Annotated in this window: 18 protein-coding genes and 1 pseudogene; 7 read left to right on the top strand and 12 right to left on the bottom strand. The window is 40.1% G+C overall.

Going from position 1 to position 19,475, the window contains the following annotated elements; all coding sequences use genetic code 11:
- Nucleotides 1–2: 2 nt before the first annotated feature.
- From rpmG to I8751_RS11685, 4 genes are all read right to left on the bottom strand, one after another.
- Entirely contained in the window at nucleotides 3–197 is a 195-nt protein-coding gene (rpmG, locus tag I8751_RS11700; protein ID WP_168501807.1) for a 50S ribosomal protein L33, read from the bottom strand.
- A 44-nt stretch (nucleotides 198–241) separates the two neighbouring features.
- Nucleotides 242–799, bottom strand: a complete 558-nt coding sequence (locus I8751_RS11695) for an RDD family protein (RefSeq protein WP_214439324.1) — start codon at nucleotides 797–799, stop codon at nucleotides 242–244.
- A gap of 513 nt (nucleotides 800–1,312) precedes the next feature.
- Nucleotides 1,313–1,510, bottom strand: a complete 198-nt coding sequence (locus I8751_RS11690) for a tetratricopeptide repeat protein (RefSeq protein WP_214439323.1) — start codon at nucleotides 1,508–1,510, stop codon at nucleotides 1,313–1,315.
- Between the two features lie 276 nt (nucleotides 1,511–1,786).
- The gene (locus I8751_RS11685; protein ID WP_214439322.1) at nucleotides 1,787–2,296 is read right to left on the bottom strand and encodes a hypothetical protein; all 510 of its coding nucleotides are present in this window, start codon (nucleotides 2,294–2,296) and stop codon (nucleotides 1,787–1,789) included.
- 396 nt (nucleotides 2,297–2,692) lie between these two features.
- On the opposite strand from I8751_RS11685, the gene I8751_RS11680 reads away from it, so the two are divergent.
- Nucleotides 2,693–3,076 (top strand): DUF4346 domain-containing protein, encoded by a 384-nt coding sequence (locus I8751_RS11680; protein ID WP_214439321.1) that lies wholly within the window; start codon nucleotides 2,693–2,695, stop codon nucleotides 3,074–3,076.
- A 57-nt stretch (nucleotides 3,077–3,133) separates the two neighbouring features.
- On the opposite strand, the gene psb32 is transcribed toward I8751_RS11680, so the two are convergent.
- A complete protein-coding gene (gene psb32 / locus I8751_RS11675; RefSeq protein ID WP_214439320.1) occupies nucleotides 3,134–3,871 on the bottom strand; it encodes a photosystem II repair protein Psb32 in 738 nt (245 codons plus the stop codon).
- Nucleotides 3,872–3,972: 101 nt separating this feature from the next.
- Between psb32 and surE the strand changes: the two genes are divergently transcribed.
- Nucleotides 3,973–4,653 carry a 5'/3'-nucleotidase SurE gene (surE, locus tag I8751_RS11670; RefSeq protein ID WP_214439319.1) on the top strand — a complete coding sequence of 227 codons (681 nt, stop codon included), beginning with the start codon at nucleotides 3,973–3,975 and terminating at the stop codon, nucleotides 4,651–4,653.
- A gap of 26 nt (nucleotides 4,654–4,679) precedes the next feature.
- Here surE and I8751_RS11665 read toward each other — a convergent pair whose 3' ends face one another.
- Nucleotides 4,680–4,976, bottom strand: a complete 297-nt coding sequence (locus I8751_RS11665) for a hypothetical protein (RefSeq protein ID WP_214439318.1) — start codon at nucleotides 4,974–4,976, stop codon at nucleotides 4,680–4,682.
- A 514-nt stretch (nucleotides 4,977–5,490) separates the two neighbouring features.
- Between I8751_RS11665 and I8751_RS11660 the strand changes: the two genes are divergently transcribed.
- Nucleotides 5,491–6,168: a sugar transferase gene (locus I8751_RS11660; RefSeq protein ID WP_214439317.1), complete on the top strand. Its 678-nt coding sequence runs from the start codon at nucleotides 5,491–5,493 to the stop codon at nucleotides 6,166–6,168.
- Between the two features lie 64 nt (nucleotides 6,169–6,232).
- On the opposite strand, the gene I8751_RS11655 is transcribed toward I8751_RS11660, so the two are convergent.
- The gene (locus I8751_RS11655) at nucleotides 6,233–6,859 is read right to left on the bottom strand and encodes a HupE/UreJ family protein (protein ID WP_318780317.1); all 627 of its coding nucleotides are present in this window, start codon (nucleotides 6,857–6,859) and stop codon (nucleotides 6,233–6,235) included.
- On the opposite strand from I8751_RS11655, the gene I8751_RS11650 reads away from it, so the two are divergent.
- The gene (locus tag I8751_RS11650; RefSeq protein ID WP_214439351.1) at nucleotides 6,852–7,034 is read left to right on the top strand and encodes a hypothetical protein; all 183 of its coding nucleotides are present in this window, start codon (nucleotides 6,852–6,854) and stop codon (nucleotides 7,032–7,034) included. The two genes, I8751_RS11655 and I8751_RS11650, sit on opposite strands and share 8 nt — an antisense overlap.
- A 2-nt stretch (nucleotides 7,035–7,036) precedes the next feature.
- Here the strand turns inward: I8751_RS11650 and I8751_RS11645 are convergent, their stop codons facing one another.
- The 3 genes from I8751_RS11645 to I8751_RS11635 form a co-directional block, all read right to left on the bottom strand.
- On the bottom strand, nucleotides 7,037–8,155 hold the full coding sequence (locus I8751_RS11645; protein ID WP_225894104.1) for a sensor histidine kinase: 1,119 nt from the start codon (nucleotides 8,153–8,155) through the stop codon (nucleotides 7,037–7,039).
- 26 nt (nucleotides 8,156–8,181) lie between these two features.
- A complete protein-coding gene (locus tag I8751_RS11640; protein ID WP_214439315.1) occupies nucleotides 8,182–9,933 on the bottom strand; it encodes an ABC transporter ATP-binding protein in 1,752 nt (583 codons plus the stop codon).
- Between the two features lie 194 nt (nucleotides 9,934–10,127).
- Complete coding sequence (locus tag I8751_RS11635) at nucleotides 10,128–10,871, bottom strand: hypothetical protein (protein ID WP_214439314.1); 744 nt, start codon at nucleotides 10,869–10,871, stop codon at nucleotides 10,128–10,130.
- A 331-nt stretch (nucleotides 10,872–11,202) separates the two neighbouring features.
- Between I8751_RS11635 and galE the strand changes: the two genes are divergently transcribed.
- Both galE and I8751_RS30390 read left to right on the top strand, forming a co-directional pair.
- Nucleotides 11,203–12,201, top strand: a complete 999-nt coding sequence (galE, locus tag I8751_RS11630; RefSeq protein ID WP_214439313.1) for a UDP-glucose 4-epimerase GalE — start codon at nucleotides 11,203–11,205, stop codon at nucleotides 12,199–12,201.
- A gap of 106 nt (nucleotides 12,202–12,307) precedes the next feature.
- Nucleotides 12,308–12,523 (top strand): annotated as a pseudogene (locus I8751_RS30390) (nuclease A inhibitor family protein); the annotation flags it as partial.
- Nucleotides 12,524–12,788: 265 nt separating this feature from the next.
- On the opposite strand, the gene psbO reads toward I8751_RS30390, so the two are convergent.
- The gene (gene psbO / locus I8751_RS11620; protein WP_214439312.1) at nucleotides 12,789–13,625 is read right to left on the bottom strand and encodes a photosystem II manganese-stabilizing polypeptide; all 837 of its coding nucleotides are present in this window, start codon (nucleotides 13,623–13,625) and stop codon (nucleotides 12,789–12,791) included.
- 457 nt (nucleotides 13,626–14,082) lie between these two features.
- On the opposite strand from psbO, the gene I8751_RS11615 reads away from it, so the two are divergent.
- On the top strand, nucleotides 14,083–14,448 hold the full coding sequence (locus tag I8751_RS11615) for a hypothetical protein (RefSeq protein WP_214439311.1): 366 nt from the start codon (nucleotides 14,083–14,085) through the stop codon (nucleotides 14,446–14,448).
- A gap of 1 nt (nucleotide 14,449) precedes the next feature.
- Here the strand turns inward: I8751_RS11615 and I8751_RS11610 are convergent, their stop codons facing one another.
- A complete protein-coding gene (locus I8751_RS11610; RefSeq protein ID WP_214439310.1) occupies nucleotides 14,450–19,411 on the bottom strand; it encodes a WD40 domain-containing protein in 4,962 nt (1,653 codons plus the stop codon).
- Nucleotides 19,412–19,475: the final 64 nt, after the last annotated feature.

Genomic DNA, 19,475 nt, shown 5'->3' with positions numbered 1-19,475 from the left:
CTTTACTTAATTTCCTTGTGAACGGTATGTTTATTGCAGTGGGTGCAGAACTTTTTCAGTTCTAGGCGGTTAGTTGTGTTACGACGGTTTTTAGTACTGGTGTACCGTGAAACACCAGCAGATCGCTTGTCTGGATTAGTACGACACTCGGTGCATTCTAGTGTCACTATTATGCGGGCACCTTTACTCTTAGCCATAGATTTTACAAACAGTAAAGCCTGAGGAGAATTAACACAAATGACTATCTTCTCACATTACGACGCAAATTTTCAACTAATCGCTTAACTTTTATATCTAGCGAGTAGCCCCGACGCGACGAAACTAAGAAAGTTCCAGCATAGCGGTCATGCAAAGCTTGCCGCAACTGGGTATCAGACAAGGCAGCACCACAGTCAATTGCCAGAGGAAGTAATAGCAGTATAGCAGTGGGATTGGCCCTGATGTTGCTGAGGGCAATTGATACCAAAATAGCACCAAAGCCAATTATAGCTTCTCGCTTCAGCAGTGCCTGCAATTCTGGAATCCTGCCCACTACTTGTCCATCTTCGACTTCTAGCACCTTCAAATCGAAAGCCCAACGCCCTAAACTTTGCCCTTGATTGTTGTATACCACCACTACACGCAAAATCAGCCAACAGACAATAAATACTAGGATTTGAACAAATTGAATACCAAAATTATTGCTGCCTAATAAAGAGCTGATCAACCATACACCGACAAAATCAAGCCCTAATGCCATACCTCGTCGCCCAATCTCAGCCTTGGGATAGTGTTTTTGGGGAACTCGTTCGATGGTCATAACAAATTCAGTATTTTTATTTAGGGGTTGGGAAATATATTGTTGCTGCTATTTTTAACGTGAGTTCGACAAGTCTTATTTGACCTCTCCCCCAACCCCTCTCCGTGTCGGAGAGGGGAGCAAAAAGCTGAATTTTTCGTTGCTCCTCTCTTTCCGTTTCGGAGAGGGAGGGAGTGAGTGAGAGGTTCATCGAACTCACGTTATTTTTAATATTAAGGTGATGCCTGAGGTATTTGGTGTGCCTTCAGGGAAGATTTGTAACGCCAAGTGTATGCCAAATACTAGTGAAAGATGCTTTGTTTTTGATTTAATTTTTATTTAGTAGATATAGTAAGTCGCTATTGGGATAACAGTGGCAGCAATTAACAGTCCTACTACCCAAAAGGAACTATTTTCATAACAAAATTTGCCGACTAATCAAAATTTCTTCGGCAAACAGATGCTTACTTTCCTTATTTTTAAATTGTTAAATTCAACTGTTAGCGATTAGAACAGCATTTCTGCCAGCATTCGTCAAAATTCACCGTTTTGAATGCCTTCCCGAATAATTTCTTCTTGTTGCCCCATTGCTGCCGCCCATTCTAATTGTCCTCTAGATTGTAAAATCGTAGCAGCTTTCTGTAAATCCTCAATCCCCTTTTGTGGTTGCCCTTCTAAAGCTAACGCATTACCCCGATAAAAATAAGCTTCAACATAACCCTGTTCTGTCACTCTCGGAAAACAATAATCGAAGCAATATTCTGAAACTTTGATTGAGCCAAGCTTTGAGGCTTTATTTTCTAACAGTAACTAAAATTTATAGCCAAAACTTAGAAATTAAAGCCTCGAAAGGCTTTCAGCGATTGGGTTCTCCCAAAGTGATAAAAGAGGGATAATTAGGATCAAACTCAATTGCTTGCGTGTATTCAACAATGGTATTCAATAGTGCCGCATGTATCACTGCCAGCATAGTAAATAACAGAAGTACTCAGAGATTCTGAAAGATTCCTAGCATCTTCTTCTGTCAAATGGATTCGTATCGACGATGGCTATGGAATGCCAAACTCCTGTATCTCTGCTAGTAGCTTCAACAATTGTCTTTCTACTAATTTTACGTACATCAGATGTAGTCATGAAAACAATTGCTGGGTTTTCACCAGCAGCACGTGCAGGATTTTTACCAAGAACGTCTAGGAAACCAAGAATTTGATAATCTTGATAGCTTGGAGGCAATAAAGTGCCTTTCACTGCTTTTGCTTCATAAAAAATTGCATCTGCCAATTCTCTAAAAAATGGAGGAAATGTCGTAACAACTGGAAGCGGAACTATCCCATCTGGTTGTACATTAAGTATGCGTACTTTGCTATACCTTAATCGTGATTCAAGCTTTCTTCTGTTTGGAGTAATCGGATTACCCGGTTTTATAGTATCAACCGCGAACCTTTCAAATTTTACTCCCACTTCAGGTAATGAAATGCCTTGATTAATGGCAATTTGATCGAGTCTGCTTTTAGTCAATGGTGTTTGGTTTGGCTGGAATTAGCGCAGGTTTGAGCTTGAACAGCAAACGGAGTCATAGCAGTAGCTCCTACCCCGATGAATAGTGCTGTTTTACGTATGTAATTCATGATTAGAAATTAAAGTGAGTAAGCCTTTAGTAAGGCTTTAAAATTTTATTTATCGGTCAGTATATAATTTTTTTTTATAACTATGACTTCAGTAAATTTCCTGTCTAACATAGTTGTAGTGATTCTAGAGTAAAAGTATAATTTATAGCAAAGTTTTAATATGTTATTAAGTAATAATGCGTAAAAAAATATATTAAAAATATAAACAATGCTATGGAAGATAGGAATTACACTTGATATGGAGTGTAAAAACCCTGAAGAAAGAAATTTGCTTTTGAGAATGCTTATGGATTTAATAGTTGAAGATTTGGCAGCAATTGATAACAAACTTTCTCAGCGTCATATTGACCTTGACCCTAGTGGATATTTCATCATCTACTTGGATAGAGAAGGGGGGTTAATTTATGCAAAACATTTTACAAATGTGATTGACGATCGCGGTTTAGCCGTCGATCCAGAAACAGGAAAGGTAATTCCGGCGCGGGGAAAGGTCGAACGAACTAACACGACAATTTTTAGTGGGAGGACAGCAAAGGAACTTTGCGTGAAAATTTTTGAAGAAACTCAGCCTTGTACAGTCAGTAAATTAGACCATGCAGCCTATTTAGGCCGAGAATTTGCCAAAGCTGAGATGGCTTTAGTTACAGGACAAGAGTATGTTCAGGATTAGAAAGAAGGATGAAGTATAAAATTTTAATCTTTAACCTTCATCCTTCAGCCTTGGTCATTATCCATCAGATGATGGTTGATTTACCTGATAAATGTAGTAAGTCGCCATCGGGATGATGGTGGCGGCGATTAATAATCCTATTACCCAAGCAGTGGCGTTACCTTGGTCAGTTTCTTCTGCTTTGGTAAATGTGCCTTCTACTTGTACATTGTCGGTAACTTCGGGTGGGCCAGGATCGGGTTGGCCAGAGAGAACAGCAACTAAGCGATCGCTTGCATCTAAAAATGCTTGATTATATTTGTTACCATCCCGTAATGGCACACCCAATGTTTCATCAACTACACTTTCGGCAATAGAGTCTGTCAGCACAGACTTGACTTTATCCCCGGTAATCATAGCGCTGTTGTTGGCAACTGTAACTAGCACTAACAGCGTTTGATTCGCTTGCGCTTCTTTTGTAGGAAACCATTTTTCAAACAGTGCTTTAGCAAAACTTTCGGCTGTTTCTCCATAGTCAAGGCGGCGCACAGTTACAAATCTGACTTCATTGCCAGTTTTCTGAGCTAAGTCTTCAAAAGAACTACTAACCTTGCCTTCATTGATGCGGCTGATGACATCACCTTTATCTAGCACCCAGTTGGCATCGCTTGCTGTTAGGCTTGGCATTTGGTACACACCCGTAGCTAATGCAGGCGTAACAAACAGCGAAGAACCTAAAATGATCGCTAATAGCGATAAAATAAGCCGGATAAAGTGTTTTTTTATGCTAAGTAATTGGTTGAGGAGCTGTTTCATTGGAAATCTCTTAAGACAGACTTGCACCAAAAATACTACACAACCAATTTAAAAGGAAATAGGGAACAAGGAATAGAGAATAGGGAAATCCCATAATTAATATGACTATTATCTTAACTAATGACGATGGGATTGACGCTCCTGGTATCCAAGCCTTAATTACAGCTGTCAATGGCAAGAAGGCTATTATTGCTGCACCCAAGCACCATCAATCGGGCTGTGGGCATCAAGTCACTACCACGCAGCCAATTCATCTCCAGCGGCGTTCTGAAATTGAATATGCGATCGCAGGTACTCCTGCTGATTGTGTGAGAATTGCCATAACGCAAATTTGCCCAGATCCCAAATTTGTTTTGTCTGGTATCAACGCTGGAGGTAATTTAGGAGTCGATGCCTATATTTCAGGCACTGTTGCTGCTGTGCGAGAAGCCGCGATGCATGGTATTCCAGGAATTGCTATTTCTCATTACCGCAAAGCTAAGCAGAATTTTGATTGGGATTTAGCTGCCAAGTTTACTGCTAAGGTTTTAACGGAGTTACTCCAGCGCCCTCTCGAACCAGGAAGCTTCTGGAATGTCAATCTGCCGCATCTACAGCCGGGAGAACCAAATCCGCAACTGGTGTTTTGTCAACCATGTACCAAACCTTTGCCAGTCAACTATCGCATTGATGGTGATAATTTTTATTATGTAGGAGAATATGGTAAACGCGATCGCACTCCTGGCAGCGATGTCGATGTCTGTTTTTCTGGTGATATCGCTGTAACCCAGCTGAAGGTATGACTATTTAAGATACAAAACTTCCATACTTAATCAGTTCCTTGAATCAAAGATGTCAGCCTGTCTAGTGTTTGTGTAAGTTTAGCTAGTTTTTGTAGTGAGTCATCTTGAGATTCAGCCAGGCTTTGGACAGCATCACACAATGCAAAAATTTGATAACCTTGCTGCTGTACCTGCTTTCCCTGTGCTTCGACTTGCATACTCAAATTTTCTAGCCTTTCACCAAGACGTTCAATTGTTTCAGTTGTAGAGATTACGGCTTCTCCGATTTGCTCAACAATGGACTCTAAGCGACTAATTTTAACTTCAATTCCTGCTAAAACCATATCTTTATCACCCCTAAATTTAACGTCGCCAATTATCCTTAAATAGTTAAATAAACTTTTCACCAAATAATGATTATTTTTTTGGTGATCTTGCCAAATTGTGATGTAGAAGTATTTTTCCTCAGCTACTATCTGCTGCCTCAATTATGCAAGACATGCTATCTTATGCTTTTTTCTGAAAAATCCCTCTTTGGGAGATGTTTTCGCTTTCTACTTGCATTCATACCAGATATTCAGTTAATTTTTCTCTTTTACGTATTCAGTTGGTAACAAATTTTTAAACGCAGGCATACTTTTATACATAAAAGTTACTTTTAACCATCCTCCATACGATAGATTCGTCTTAACTTTATCTTATCTTTATATATATTTTACAAAATGTTATGATCCCCCCGACGTTGATGAAGATCAAGTGAATATACTGTAAAACCTAATACCATTAATAAAACTTAAGTATATAGTCTAGGTGAAGCTTACGTAGTTCTACCCTTGTTGCTCAATATTCGGCTAGAAAATGTATCAAACATCATTACAAAGCGTCTTTCAAGGTGCTACTTACAAAGCTTGGGAATTAGAATTTACACCTCATTCCTCGGTAAACTCTAAGTTCAAACGTAGTTTAGATATATTAGGAAGCTTGGTGGGGCTAGTAATTCTAGCCATCGTGTTTGTACCCATAGCGATCGCTATCAAAATAGATAGTCCAGGCCCCATTTTCTTTACTCAAGAACGCTATGGACTCCAAGGACGGCCTTTTGTGATTCGGAAGTTCCGTTCAATGGTTAATGATGCAGAAAAGTTAAAATCCTTAGTGGATAACGAAGCTAATGGGCTGATATTTAAAAACAAAAATGACTTTCGAGTCACAAAAGTAGGTCGCTTTCTGCGAAGTACAAGTTTAGACGAATTACCTCAGTTTTGGAATGTCCTTGTAGGTGAAATGAGTTTAGTAGGAACACGCCCACCTACTGGAGATGAAGTAATAAAATATACAAAACGTCACTGGCAACGTTTAAATGTCAAACCCGGATTAACTGGTGAATGGCAAGTAAACGGTCGTTCTCAAGTGAAAGATTTTGAACAAATAGTTGATTTAGACTTGCAGTATCAAAGTAACTGGCATCGATTGTACGACTTGTTATTGATTGGAAAAACTTTCTACATCATTTTTGGACGTATCGGAGCTTTCTAATTATTTCACTGTTAATGGTATAAATAACTAAACCATTGACAGTGACACAATAAAAATACTTAATTTAGTTGATTGAAATTTTCAGAAACACAATTGCGATCGCGCAGAAAGCGAAGCCTACATAGTTAATTATCCTTGGTAAAAAGTCATTTATTTTCCTTTGGCTGATTAAATTGCCAACTATTCTGGCACTCATCACAACTGCATACTGAGTCAAAGTATTACCCAAAATATAGGCAAGCAATGGTATCACATTTGCCTCAATAATAGATTGACCATTGCTGTAACCTTGAAACAAACCAGCCATCACTCCTAAAAGCGCGATAATCAACCAATGAAATTGGTTTGGCATCACCAACATAGCGCCAAAGGTAATGCTGGAAACAGCGATCGCTATTTCTGCACCTTGTAAATTTAGCTGGTATAAGTGCAGGAATGTTCCTAAGACTGTTGCTAAGACAAACAAGCTAGCAATCAAAGTACCATGAATGATGCTAGCCGAGAGTAAGCCAACAGCAACGAAGCTGGTTAAACGATCCAAGCCAATTACTGGGTCAGCTATTCCCCACAACAAGCCTTCCCAGCAATTAGCTATGGCATGGTGAGATGGTAATCCACTCCATGAAGTTAATAAGCTAATTAGAATTAAAGCAGCGATCGCTCCTAGATGGCGGTGCTGTAAATTGGACAAAGAAAAATCTTTTAGAGCAGAAGATTTTGATAATCTAATTTTAAACATTGCTGATGCCAGACTAATTTTTTCGGTACTTTATACTGCCCAAGTATCCAAAAAAACTAACGCCATAATTGCTCTGGATCATCCCGATTTCATCAAGTTATGTGAAGGTTTAATAGCCTATCCATAACATCAAGCAGATTTCATTTGGATGGGAATCTGGATTAGGAACTCTGTACCTTGAAGTGGTACTGAAATAAATTTGAGGATACCACCATGCTTATCTACGATCTGGTAGCTAACTGACATACCAAGACCTGTACCGGAACCAACAGGTTTAGTAGTAAAAAACGGGTCAAAAATCTTTTGCTTTACCTCTTCTGTCATCCCACAGCCATTGTCAGCAATCCTAATCATCACTTGATTGTGATCTAAGACCTCTGTGCATATACGAATTTGGGGATTGTGAACTGACTCTTTCACTGCATCAATGGCATTAGTCAGAATATTCATGAATACTTGATTGAGTTGTTTGGGATAGCAATCAATGTTAGGCAAATTGCCGTATTCTTTAATGATTTGAATATCTGGATGTTTACCTTGACCTTGCAAGCGATTTTGCAAAATAAACAGAGTACTATTAATACCTTCGTGAATATCTACTTGTTTAATTTCTGCTTCATCAAGTCGTGAAAAATTTCGTAACGATAAGACAATATCGCGGATACGCTCAGCTCCCATTTTGATAGAAGATAAAATATTTTTTAAGTCTTTTTGCACAAAATCAATCTCAATTTCTTTGGCAAATACTTGGATTTCTGGAGCAGGGTGAGGATGATGTGTTTGGTAAAGTGAAATTAATTCTAATACATCTTGGGTATATTCATTGGCAATGATGCTATTGCCATAAATGAAGTTAACAGGATTATTAATTTCATGGGCAACACCTGCAACTAATTGCCCTAAAGATGACATCTTCTCAGTTTGAATTAATTGAGCTTGTGTATTTGCCAGTTCCTTCAAAGCAATTTCTAGTTTTGCAGCTTGTTTTTTGGCCTGGTTAGCAATAGCCAGAGACTCTGTCATGGTTTGCCTTAATTGAGCTGTACGCTCTTCAACTCTAATTTCTAATTCTGCTTTAATTGTTAAAAGTGCTTCTTCTGCTGCTGTACGCTCAACAATTTCGGCTTTTAATTGGTTGTTAGTTGCCTCTAGTTGTGCTGGACTAGGTAAAGCCAGTGCTTGAGGAATGATCGGTACTAATAAAATAGCTGTATAAACAGAGACAAAAGCTGTCAGAGCTTTGAGCAAATAAAAAATGCTGACAACACAAAACATTAATGAAGTAATTCTTCTACTTGATGTTGGCTCCACAAAGTTCTATATAAACCTTGCTTTTGCAATAGTTCTAAGTGATTTCCTGTCTGGACAATTCTTCCCTTATCCATGACAAAAATCCGGTCAGCCGCTGCTGCTGCCGACAATTGATGCGTAATAAATATTACAGTTTTTTTATCTGTACCACTCGATAGATTATTAAGAATTTTTGTAGCAGTTTGATTATCTACACTAGATAGAGCGTCATCTAAAATTAATACTGGAGCATCGACTAACATTGCCCTAGCTAAAGCAGTACGTTGCCGTTGCCCGCCTGAAAGAGTAATACCGCGTTCACCAACTATAGTTTCGTATTGTTGAGGAAAATTAGTAATTTCTGGGTGAATTTGAGCCATCTGGGCCATCAATTCTACATCTTCTTGTTCTCTAACTGGATCACCGTAGCGGATATTATTTTTGATTGTAGTGCTAAACAAAAAGCTATCTTGCGGTACATAGGCGATCGCACTCCGTAAATCTGCCAACGCTATCTTAGTAATATCTAACCCATCTAAAAACAACTGTCCTGATTCAATATCTAACAAGCGTGGTAAGGCATTTGCTAAAGTTGATTTCCCAGAACCAATTGCTCCAACAATAGCCACTAGTTCCCCAGGTGCGATCGTAAAATTGAGATTTTCTAAAGCTGGGATAGTGGAACCAGGGTAGGTGTAGCTGAGATTTTTAGCTTTTAATTCCCCGTTCACCTCAGTTCTAGATAGATGGATGACATCAGCAGTATCTTGAATTTTTGGTGTGACAGTGAGAATAGATTCTAAGCGATCAATACTGACTTCACCTCGTTGGTAGGCAGTAATCGTGAATCCCAAAAGCGTAGTGGGGAAAACCAAACGCTCTACATAAATCAGCAGCGCTAAAAAGTCCCCAACTGCCAGCGTTCCAGAAGATATCCGCGCCGTCCCTAGCCAAATTATAATCAGCGAACTGAGACTAGCTAGACCGCCAATCAACGGAAACAAAATATTTCGGCTTTTTGCTAATTGCATGTTAGCCGCTAATAGCTGTTGATTCCTTTGGCCGAAAGCTCGACGCTCGTTTTCTTCTTGGGCATAAATTTTAATTAGAGCAATGCCGCTAATATCTTCTTGAATAAGTTCACTGATATCAGAGAGTTGCTCTTGTACTGCTGCTTGTTGTTGGCGTAAGTGATTGCTAAACAAATGCACTAACAAAAACATCAAGGGATACACTGCTAGAGAAGCTAATGTGAGATCCACACTAATTGCCAGCATAACGGGCAATGTTAGGAGATAGGCAAAAAATGTATTCGCCAAACTTAATACTGCAAAACCTAACAACCGCCTAATGTTATCTACATCACTAGTAGCCCTGCTAATCAAATCGCCAGCGGTATTAGTGGCAAAATAAGACGGCTCCAGCTTGAGTAAATGTTCAAAAATCTGTTGTTTGAGGTCAAATTCTACCTGACGGCCTACCCCAAACAGCCAGATGCGCGATGCCATACGTATTAGCCACATCGCTGAACTCAGCAAAATGATCGGTACTACGTAATAGAGTACTTGGTTCAAGCTGAAGTTTGTCGCCAGTTTATCAACGCAGGCACGAATTAACCAAGGGATATAAACACCCAGGGCGTTTACAGACAACAGCGCGAGAATGCCTAATGTAGCCTCTCGCCAATGGGGACGCAGATAAGCACCGAGTTTAGCAAGTCGTCGAGAGTTGGCCATTCAAGCAATTTTGCAACTTTATCATCCTAAACCAACAGATCATCAATCTGTTGTTTATTTGAAGTTTAGTCGTCTACCTTACATAAAAAGTGTAACTTCTAGGAAATTGTAGAATCACCATCAGCAGGTCTAATAAAAATTTAAATAAGGCCAGCCACAAGAACGTAGCATTACGGCCTTTTTAAAGTAATTTTTTAACCTTGTATCTGGTTTCCACGTAAGAAAATGTAAACTTGGCTAAGATAACTTTCCCAGACTTGGGTTGTTAATTGCAGGGTGGCTGCACTGGGTACAAAATCTTCAATCCGCAATCCTCTTGTCCTGATATCTTGAGGATTTTGTAACAAATAAGGTGGAATTTTTATATCCACTGAGTTGAATGCTACAGTTGCCTGACTCAGATCTCTAGCAGGTAGAATAGTATCCCCCACTACGTCTGAGATATAGTTGACTGTGGTGTCTTGTCTTAATGCTACAAGGGTTTCAACAGGAGAAGCATTGAGTGCTGTAGACGAAGCTACGCGATAATTCTGGACAATTTCTTTAGTTGCTAGGTTGGTATTATCAACCATTGCTATCGGTGTCCTTACCAAGAAGTAAGCGATCGCTGGTGTACTGGACAATAGTAAAATTGTCAGCGCCCAACCCAGCAAGTATCCTCCTGGTTTATCTATCCCGCCTCCCTTGATTCTTTGAGCTGCAAACATCATTAACAAGACCGAAGCTCCCAGAGGCTTAAGGGGAAACGATATCAATCTCCACAAAGACGCGACAGCTGGTTCATTAGGATTAACAAACGACAGCGCTATGACGATCAACACAATGACTAAGACTAATCGCCCTGCAAAAGTGCCGCTGGGATAAAATCTCTGGAACAGGGAATATACGATAGTGCCAATTAGTAGCCACAATAGTACCCGGCTTAGCAGTAGAAACATAGATAAACTCTCAAATTTTCTGGTGCGGTGAGCCAGTGGCGCGTTTTCCCCTAGGAGAAAGTTCCGCAAGGGTTTTTCGGTATAAAGCAACTGAACAACCCGTAAGGGTCAGCCTAGAGGGTTTAAGCAGTGGGTTTATTTTATCGTCAAATTGTAATCGCACTGTTACCTGACTGCAAATACCTCAAGCCTGTAACCAAAGACTACCGTCGTAGTGATTTTAGTGCAATTTTTTCATACTGAGTCTATTATTTTTAATTTTTATAGAGGAGTAATGTGGCACCAGTAAACTAAATTAATTGAGTAGTTGTCAACTATAAAGGAAAAACTTATGTCGTCTGCAAAGCCCAGCATTCTAGTAACAGGGGGAGCAGGGTATATTGGCTCTCACACTGTACTTGCTCTTAAACAAGCCGATTATGACGTGATAATACTCGATAATCTCGTTTATGGGCATCGAGACTTAGTAGAAAAGGTTTTAAAAGTTGAACTGGTAGTGGGTGACACAGGCGATCGCGCCCTACTGGATGACTTATTTAAAACCCGTAATATTGCCGCAGTTATGCACTTCTCTGCTTATGCCTACGTAGGAGAATCGGTTACAGACCCAGCTAAATATTACCGTAACAACGTGTTGGGAACCCTGACACTGCTAGAAGCAATGCTGGCCGCGTCCATCAATAAATTTGTCTTTTCTTCTACTTGTGCTACTTATGGAGTGCCGGAAATTGTACCCATTCCGGAAAATCATCCCCAAAATCCCATCAATCCTTATGGCGCTACTAAGTTAATGGTGGAGAGGATTCTTTCTGATTTTGATGTTGCTTATGGATTAAAGTCAGTGCGTTTTCGCTACTTTAACGCTGCTGGTGCTGACCCCAAGGGTTTGCTAGGCGAAGATCACAACCCAGAAACCCATTTAATTCCTTTGGTGCTGCTGACAGCTTTAGGCAAACGGGACTTTATCTCAATTTTTGGTACTGATTACCCCACGCCTGATGGTACTTGTATTCGCGATTATATTCATGTGAGCGACTTGGCGGATGCTCATGTTTTGGGCTTGGAATATCTCTTAAAAGGTGGCGACAGTGAAGTTTTCAACTTAGGCAATGGTAGTGGCTTTTCTGTCAAAGAAGTAATTGCAGCTGCCGAACAGGTAACTGGACTACCGATAGCTGTACAAGAATGCGATCGCCGTCCTGGAGATCCTCCATCTTTAATTGGCAGTGGTGAGAAAGCTAGAAAAGTCTTAAACTGGCAACCCCAGTACCCATCCATCAAAGATATTGTGACTCATGCATGGCAGTGGCATCAACAGCGGCATATCTAAAAGTGCTAATTGCTAAGGGATCGAGACAGTTGCTCTAGATTATTTCTTTCGCAATCGTGCCCAAGAATAAAGATTGGCAAGATGAACAGCAGAAAAAACTGGTAGAAAGTTTCAGTCGTTTGTAGAGACGCTCAAAAAGAACCTTAGTGATGTTCAAGTTTATCGTGTAGAAAATATCAGTATTGATGTTTATATTATTGACAAAATCCAATCTGGTCACTTAATAGGACTAAGCTATTACGCTTTTAAATTACACAATCACTTCCTAAGTTTGTTGATTGCTAGCGTCAACAGTCAAGGCTTCGGCTTCGCTCAGCCTTGACCCTGAGCGCAGTCGTTCGCGTAGCGTCTCGCAGAGAAGGGTCAACAGTCCATACGAAAAGATGTGTAACTTAGATGCGTGACAGCTTATCAACAAAAATTGTCGGAATTTAGTAGTCTATATCAAAGAAGAGGCAAGGGGCAGAGGGTAGTAAAGAGAATACTTTAGGCTTGTGATATCTTTGTTTTTTTCATCTGCACCTCACGCCCTGCCCCCCTTCCTCTTTTAGTCTTGAGTGTTAGCAAATTGCCATACTCAAGATAGTTTATGCACGAGTTGGTTCAACTCGTGCGTAAAACAGACCACGAATCTTAACTTCTTTAGGTTCGCCAGCACCTAAATCTGTATCAGATGGTTGTTCACTCACAAAAGTACCAGCAATTTCACCAGTAGAATTATCTACTTTAGCTACTTGCAAAGAAATTTTGCCACTGAGACTTTCAGCACGCTTAACGTTAGCGCGGGTAAGTTCTTCATCATCTGCTTGGGCGGGGAGAGCCACGGCATTATCATAGCCACTGACGACACCACGACCTTTAGGATCTAAGAAAGCAGCACCACGATAGGAAGGAACCTTGAAAGCACCTTCAAAGTCCGTGGAGGTGTTAATACTGGTCAAACCAGGTTGTGTTTGAGCAACCAAATCTTTGATGGTGAAAAGGAAAGGTACTAATTCACCACCAGGGAGTTTTACAGTTATGGCTTGAAAGTCAAGACCGTCAGCTTCTTTAAAGGTCAGGCTATTATCTGGGTTAATTTTCAAGTTGCCTTGTACCTGATCAATCGTAGAAGTGTATCTGGTCAATAACTTGCCAGCCACAAATTCTGCTTCCTGCCGTTTATTAGCAGGTTCTTCTTTCACAAAGAAATTGGTTGGCTCTAAGCAGAGTTCTTTGATGGCATAGGACTGGCTAGAGTCGAGGGGAATGGAGCCACGGCTAGTTTCTGCCAGTTGGGGGCATTTGTTAGCCAAGCCAGTGCCTCTAATTTGATCGTAAGAGAGTAAATCCCTACCACCACTAGAAGAAGGGCCGTCACTACAAGCAGTGATTAGCCCTAGGCATAAAGCCAAGAATGTAACAATTAAAGCGCGATACCTCATGGTCAACCTCAATGTCAAAAATTAATATCTAAAGTGCGTACTTCGAGGAACACGAAGAGTTAGGTTTACTTTGTGCCTAACAAATGCTAGATACATCTGCGGCATCGCCCAAGTCGTCGTTTTGTATTATGTATGTGTTGCCACTACATACAACCCAATGCTTTATGGGGAAATCAGCCAGATCATACGATTTTTTTTAACTCAAAATCAAAGCACTCTAGCTTTAAATTCAGAAGTTTTAATTGTATCTAGCTTGTGTAGAGGCTGTATTGAGCGTCACTGCGCTGTTTTACAAGTAAAAGCCATTGAGCAATAGGGGATCGTTAAGCTTCTAGAAGTTTCGGGGAACATAATCTCCTCCACATTCTCAGATTGCGGTCTAAAACTTGTTACAGCAGATGAAAACCAAAAATCTCCGGTAAATTTGAGTAGACCTCATTTACACGGATTGGGTAGTGTGAGCAAAAATAACAGTCTGGAATTGGGAAAATTATCTGAGCAACTGCAAACGATCGCCACCGCAGTGCATGATGTAGCTCAAGGTTATCAAGGGGATGCCATAGCTCTTTTGAACTTGCTACGGCAATTGGAGCAATTACATCGAGACATCCGGGATGGTGCTTTTCAAGAAAGTTTGCCTGATAATCGCCAGCACCTCTACTCGCTCCTAAAAGATATTGAGTCTGAGGGTGGCTGGCCTTATATTGGGCGGATGAGGCTCCAAGCTTTTTTAGCGAATTTGCCCCATGAAGCTACGGGGGAAGACAGCAAACAGACAAATAGTGATGAAGTGTTGGATAGCGATCGCTCCTCTAAATGTTAATTTAGCGCCGATAACTAACACCATCACAAAGAAAGCGATCGCGCCCTTCAATATTGGGGTTGTGCTTGAGATAGTTATCTACCCAGTTGCAACCACGCAGGAGTAGGTCATCAAGATGCAAATTCCATAAAATTATGGTGTTATCACTACTAGCTGATGCCAGGGTTTGACCATCAGGGCTAAAGCTAACACTTAATACTGGAGCGCGATGCCCGTTGAGGGTTTTAATCAATTTGCCCTCACGGCTCCAAAGTTTGACTGTACTATCCCAACTAGCTGCGGCAAGTAATTCACCATTGGGACTGAAAGTAACGGCATTGACGCTATCACTGTATCCTTTTAACAGTGTTTTCAACAAAGTCCCATCCCGTCGCCAAAGTCTAACTGTGTTATCCCAACTCGCAGAAGCTAACAACTGGTCAGTGGGACTGAAACTCACACCTAAAACCCAGCTATCATGAGGCGAAAAAGTTTTTAACAAAGTACCATCCCGTCGCCAAAGTCTGACTGTTTGGTCATCGCTAGCTGAGGCCAGTACCTGACCGTCAGGGCTAAAGTTAACGCTATTTACCCAACCCTGATGCCCTACTAAAGTTTTCAGCAAGCGACCATCACGGCTCCAAAGTTTCACCGTCTTATCTTTACTAGCTGATGCCAACAAATTACCATCAGGGCTAAAGCTAACACTCATCACACTATCGCTATGTCCCTGGAGAGTCTTCAGCAAAGTACCGTCAAGTCGCCAAAGTTTCACTGTTTTGTCATAACTTCCTGACGCTAGGATTTTACCTTTGGGATCAAAACTAACACTGGGAACATTATCTGTATGTCCCACTAAAGTTTTATAAAGTCGGGGTTTAACTCCATCATCAATAATCTCGTCTCGTTGCCAAAGCTTCACGGTGCGATCGCGGCTACTAGAAGCCAACATTTGACCATCAGGACTCCAAGCAACGCTCAAAACTCGATCTTGATGCCCTTGCAGAATGGGTAGTGTGGGAGCATCCAAACTCCACATTTTCACTGTTTTGTCATAACTTCCTGATGTCAACAATTTATCATCTGGACTGAAAGCTACGGCAGCAACAGCATCGCTGTGCCCTTTGAAAGTTTTGAGTAACGTGCCAGTCACACTCCAAAGATTGATTGTGTTGTCATCACTTCCTGAAGCTAACTTTTGACCATCAGAACTAAACTTGAGGCTCCAAATTATACTAGTATGCTGTTGTAAATTTTTGTAAAGACGAAAATCTAACCCATCTTGCTGCCACAGTTTCACTATTTTGTCTCGACCTGCTGAGGCTAGTAGCTTACCGTCAGGGCTGAAAGTTACAACAGTCACACCATCCTGATGCCCGTACAAAGTTTTAACTAAGCTTCCGTCTCTTCGCCAGATTTTTACTGTTTTGTCGTCACTTGCTGAAGCTATGAGTTGACCATCTGGACTGAAGCTTACCCAGTTAACTTCTTCTTGATGTCCCTTAAGTGTTTTGACTAAACTACCGTCCTGGTGCCAGAGTTTGATGGTTTTATTTTGATTGCCAGTAGCTAGCAACTCTCCATCAGGGCTGAAACTGACGCTATAAACCGAATCACCTTGTCCGGCAATAGTTTGAGATGGCTGCGAGTCAAATTCTCCTGTAATGGAATTTTTTTGCCATATTTTTACTGTTTTATCGAGACTGGCTGATGCTAATTTTTGACCGTCTGGACTAAAAGTGATGCTAGTAACAGCATCAGTGTGACCCTTGAGAGTTTGAAGCAATGTGCCGTCAGGATGCCAGATTTTGATAGTTTGATCTCGACTGGCTGATGCTAATAATTGACCATCAGGGCTGAAAATTACACCCCAGACAATATCAGAGTGACCTTCCAAGCGGTTTAATTCCGTTACCCCGTAAACTGCCTGTTGTAGGGCTGTCACCACCCGCATTCTGGTTTCTGGCTGGACTCCTTGTGCTTGTTTGAGTTTTCTCCAAGCCCGCAAACCTTCTAACAAAGCATCAAATTCTTTATTAGAAGCAAACAAAGCTTCACTTGATGCCGCGATCGTACTAATTTTCCAGTTGGTTTCACTGCGTTCTGCTCTAATAGTTTGGCGAATAGCTGCTCTTTTTTGTAGGTCGGCTTGCCACCATAATGCTGCTATTGTTCCGCCCATCATGGCCAATACTATGCCCGCTATCCGTGCTTCTCGCAGTCGCCGTTGCAAAAGCAAATTGAGATGCTCTTGAGAAAGTTTTTGAGCTACTTCAGCTTTGGTTTTTTCAACTCTTACTTTTTCTAGTTCAGCAACTACACCATAGTTGTTCTTTTGGCGAATTGGTTCTACTAAATAATCATGAACTAATTGGTAGCGATCGCCTAATTCTTCTCGCAGTCGTAATACTAATCCTGAACCGACTAAAATCTCTAAAGTTAATTCCCAAACAGATTTAAAATCTGATGTTTGATCAATGTTTTTTTTCAGAGCGATCGCCAAATCACCCTTTGTCCTAAGTGGACGTGTGCCTTTTTCTTCAGTTAATTCAAATAATAACTTCCAACTCAGTTCTTCATTTTCTTGTCCACAATCTTTAATAACTTCTTCAAGCCAGCGTTCAACTAATTTTTTAGAGCCGCCGCAAAGCTTGTATTGTTCTAGCGTTGTAATATTTTCTGTTTGTAGTTGAGCGCCAACTATTTGTAGCTCAATGGGATGTACCTCTCCAATTTCCCCTGCTAAATCTTGTACTAATTTTTGAATTAATTCATCGCTCAGTTCGTAGTGGGAGCGTTGAGTAAAACTTTTAATAATACCTATTGTATCTTCAGTAGAAAACTTCCCTAGATAGTAACGAATATCCTTATCAAGGATATTTTTATTGATTACACTTAAATCACTATTATCCTTGCTTAAACGTTCAAAATCTAGTAAATAATGTAAATAATCTTCCCTTAAAGATAGAATTATTTTAATGAAAGGAATGTTTAAACATTCACTGAAAAAATTATAAAAAATTATCCTTTTAGAATTGTTGTTAATAAAGAAAAATTCTTCAAATTGATCAAAAATAATAACTACTGTGTGATTGCATTCAGCAACTAACCGGAGTTTTTCTAAAAGTATAGTAGGAGAAAAATCTATAGCAATTGGGATTTCTATTTGTGCTAGTAATTGGTTGATATTGCGTCCCAAAGCTGTAACCCAATCGGTATAACTAGATAAAATAATAGGCAAAGGTATACGTTCACCGATGGCTTTTCCTTTTAAAGCCGGTACTAAACCAGCCTTGATAATTGAACTTTTACCAACCCCCGATAGCCCATGAATTACCGTAAGCTTATAGTCAGCACGAGTAATTCTTTCAATTAAACGATTAACATCCTGCTGTCGTCCAGAAGCAGCTATTTCCTGGGCAACTTCCTCTGGAATAAATGGTATTTTTTGCGGTTCCACGACTGGGTTAATTTTGCAGCGTTGCGGCTGTAGTTGACTAGCACCAATGAATGCACGAAAACCGTACTGATGTTCTATTTGAATTTTTTCTTGCTTGAGGTTAAAAGCTTCTGTGTAGTCATGACGTTCAAAAAAGTAAAGCGATCGCAATTCTTCTAAAATCTCTAAATACAGCAACGGCTCATACTGTAGTTCGCAAACTACCCGCGCCCATTCTAAGTTACTAATAGCTTCATCACATTCACCTAAATGCCGTTGTGTCCGTGCCAGCAGCAAAAGATACCAACTTTCCTGTTGTCGCGCAATGTCTGTTGCCAGTTCTGTAATCGAAAGTGCTGTATTCACTAATTCATGAGCTAATATCCATTTAGATTCAGAAACTGCCACAGCTGCCAAAAAGCCATAATCTTGAGCAACTTGCGTTGAATTGCCATAGATTTTATGCATCAATAAAGATTTTTGAGCTAATTCTTTTAATTCTTTCCAGGCTTGTAAACGTTGCAGCATTTCACAAGCAGGCAAGATAAATTTGGCAACCAAATCTTGCCTTTGTTCCTGTTCTAATACCTCTAGACATTGTTTAAACCAAACGAAAGCATGTTGCCAGTAGCTACTATTAGCACCCTGATGTAAGTCTGCCATCCGACGGTAACATAGCCCTAAATGAAACAATACTATTGCCTGCCAGAGTCGATAAGGGGAATTTTCTCTTTCTTGAAATTCTTCTTTTTCTTTTTTCCCTTCTTGTTGCCATAGAGCTAGACTTTTTTGATAATGGGCTAAAGCACCGTTAATCTGATCGTTGGCATATTTGTCTCGCCCTAACACAAATTCTAAACTAGCTTCTAATCCTGGTTCTAATTGAACACTATATAGCCGTAGAAGATCATTACGAGCTGATTCAATTTCGAGACGATGCTGAGACTTTGGTGCTAAATCAAGGGCAGCATTAGATAAAAATCTTGCAGCACCAGCTTCTAAGACTTTGCCAAAGAGAGATTCTGTTTCTTGCCGTATTAAGGCAATTAAATCTTCTTTAGTCATTTCAAATTTGATGGTGGTTGCGGCCCAGCTTTTGAAATCAGGTGCTAATCTAGCTAACAATGATGCCACTTCATCTTGCAACCACAAAACTAATGGAAAAGAAAATGTAGCTGCATAAATATCTCGTGCCTGGTTGATACCAGTCAGTAAGTCTTCGAGATAAATAACTGACTCTAGACCAAACACCATTAAAGCTGATGGTAAAGAATCCGTCACAACAGCAGAATGATCTAGAAATAATTCTGTAACTATTTTGTTGTGTAAAACAGTAGTTGATGGTTGGATAAATATCTCTTTTAAATTTATATCTTTAGTAAAAGAGTGGAGAGCATCCAACATTTGTTCACGCAATTGTCCATAATTACATCGGACTAATATCAGCGAAAATTGACCTTGGGAGAGATGAATTGATCGAACTAACCTTTGCAGAGATTGCTGATTATTTTCGGCGATCGCTGCTATGAGTTGCCACTGTGTCATAACTAAAAACCGATCTATAAAGGAATAATAAAAAATTGCATATTAAAAATTGAAAAGGCATAAA

Source organism: Atlanticothrix silvestris CENA357 (assembly GCF_016056295.1).
GTDB classification, from domain to species: domain Bacteria; phylum Cyanobacteriota; class Cyanobacteriia; order Cyanobacteriales; family Nostocaceae; genus Atlanticothrix; species Atlanticothrix silvestris.
The sequence above is the reverse complement of the archived record's forward strand: the minus strand, read 5'-3'. Positions and strand labels throughout refer to the sequence as shown.

What these genes read in the sequence shown, in the direction of transcription:
- I8751_RS11695 (WP_214439324.1), bottom strand. Translation starts at nt 799, where the DNA reads ATGACCATCGAACGAGTTCCCCAAAAACACTATCCCAAGGCTGAGATT.
- I8751_RS11680 (WP_214439321.1), top strand. Translation starts at nt 2,693, where the DNA reads ATGGATTTAATAGTTGAAGATTTGGCAGCAATTGATAACAAACTTTCT.
- psbO (WP_214439312.1), bottom strand. Translation starts at nt 13,625, where the DNA reads ATGAGGTATCGCGCTTTAATTGTTACATTCTTGGCTTTATGCCTAGGG.
- rpmG (WP_168501807.1), bottom strand. Translation starts at nt 197, where the DNA reads ATGGCTAAGAGTAAAGGTGCCCGCATAATAGTGACACTAGAATGCACC.
- I8751_RS11640 (WP_214439315.1), bottom strand. Translation starts at nt 9,933, where the DNA reads ATGGCCAACTCTCGACGACTTGCTAAACTCGGTGCTTATCTGCGTCCC.
- I8751_RS11660 (WP_214439317.1), top strand. Translation starts at nt 5,491, where the DNA reads ATGTATCAAACATCATTACAAAGCGTCTTTCAAGGTGCTACTTACAAA.
- I8751_RS11610 (WP_214439310.1), bottom strand. Translation starts at nt 19,411, where the DNA reads ATGACACAGTGGCAACTCATAGCAGCGATCGCCGAAAATAATCAGCAA.
- I8751_RS11665 (WP_214439318.1), bottom strand. Translation starts at nt 4,976, where the DNA reads ATGGTTTTAGCAGGAATTGAAGTTAAAATTAGTCGCTTAGAGTCCATT.
- surE (WP_214439319.1), top strand. Translation starts at nt 3,973, where the DNA reads ATGACTATTATCTTAACTAATGACGATGGGATTGACGCTCCTGGTATC.
- galE (WP_214439313.1), top strand. Translation starts at nt 11,203, where the DNA reads ATGTCGTCTGCAAAGCCCAGCATTCTAGTAACAGGGGGAGCAGGGTAT.
- I8751_RS11635 (WP_214439314.1), bottom strand. Translation starts at nt 10,871, where the DNA reads ATGTTTCTACTGCTAAGCCGGGTACTATTGTGGCTACTAATTGGCACT.
- psb32 (WP_214439320.1), bottom strand. Translation starts at nt 3,871, where the DNA reads ATGAAACAGCTCCTCAACCAATTACTTAGCATAAAAAAACACTTTATC.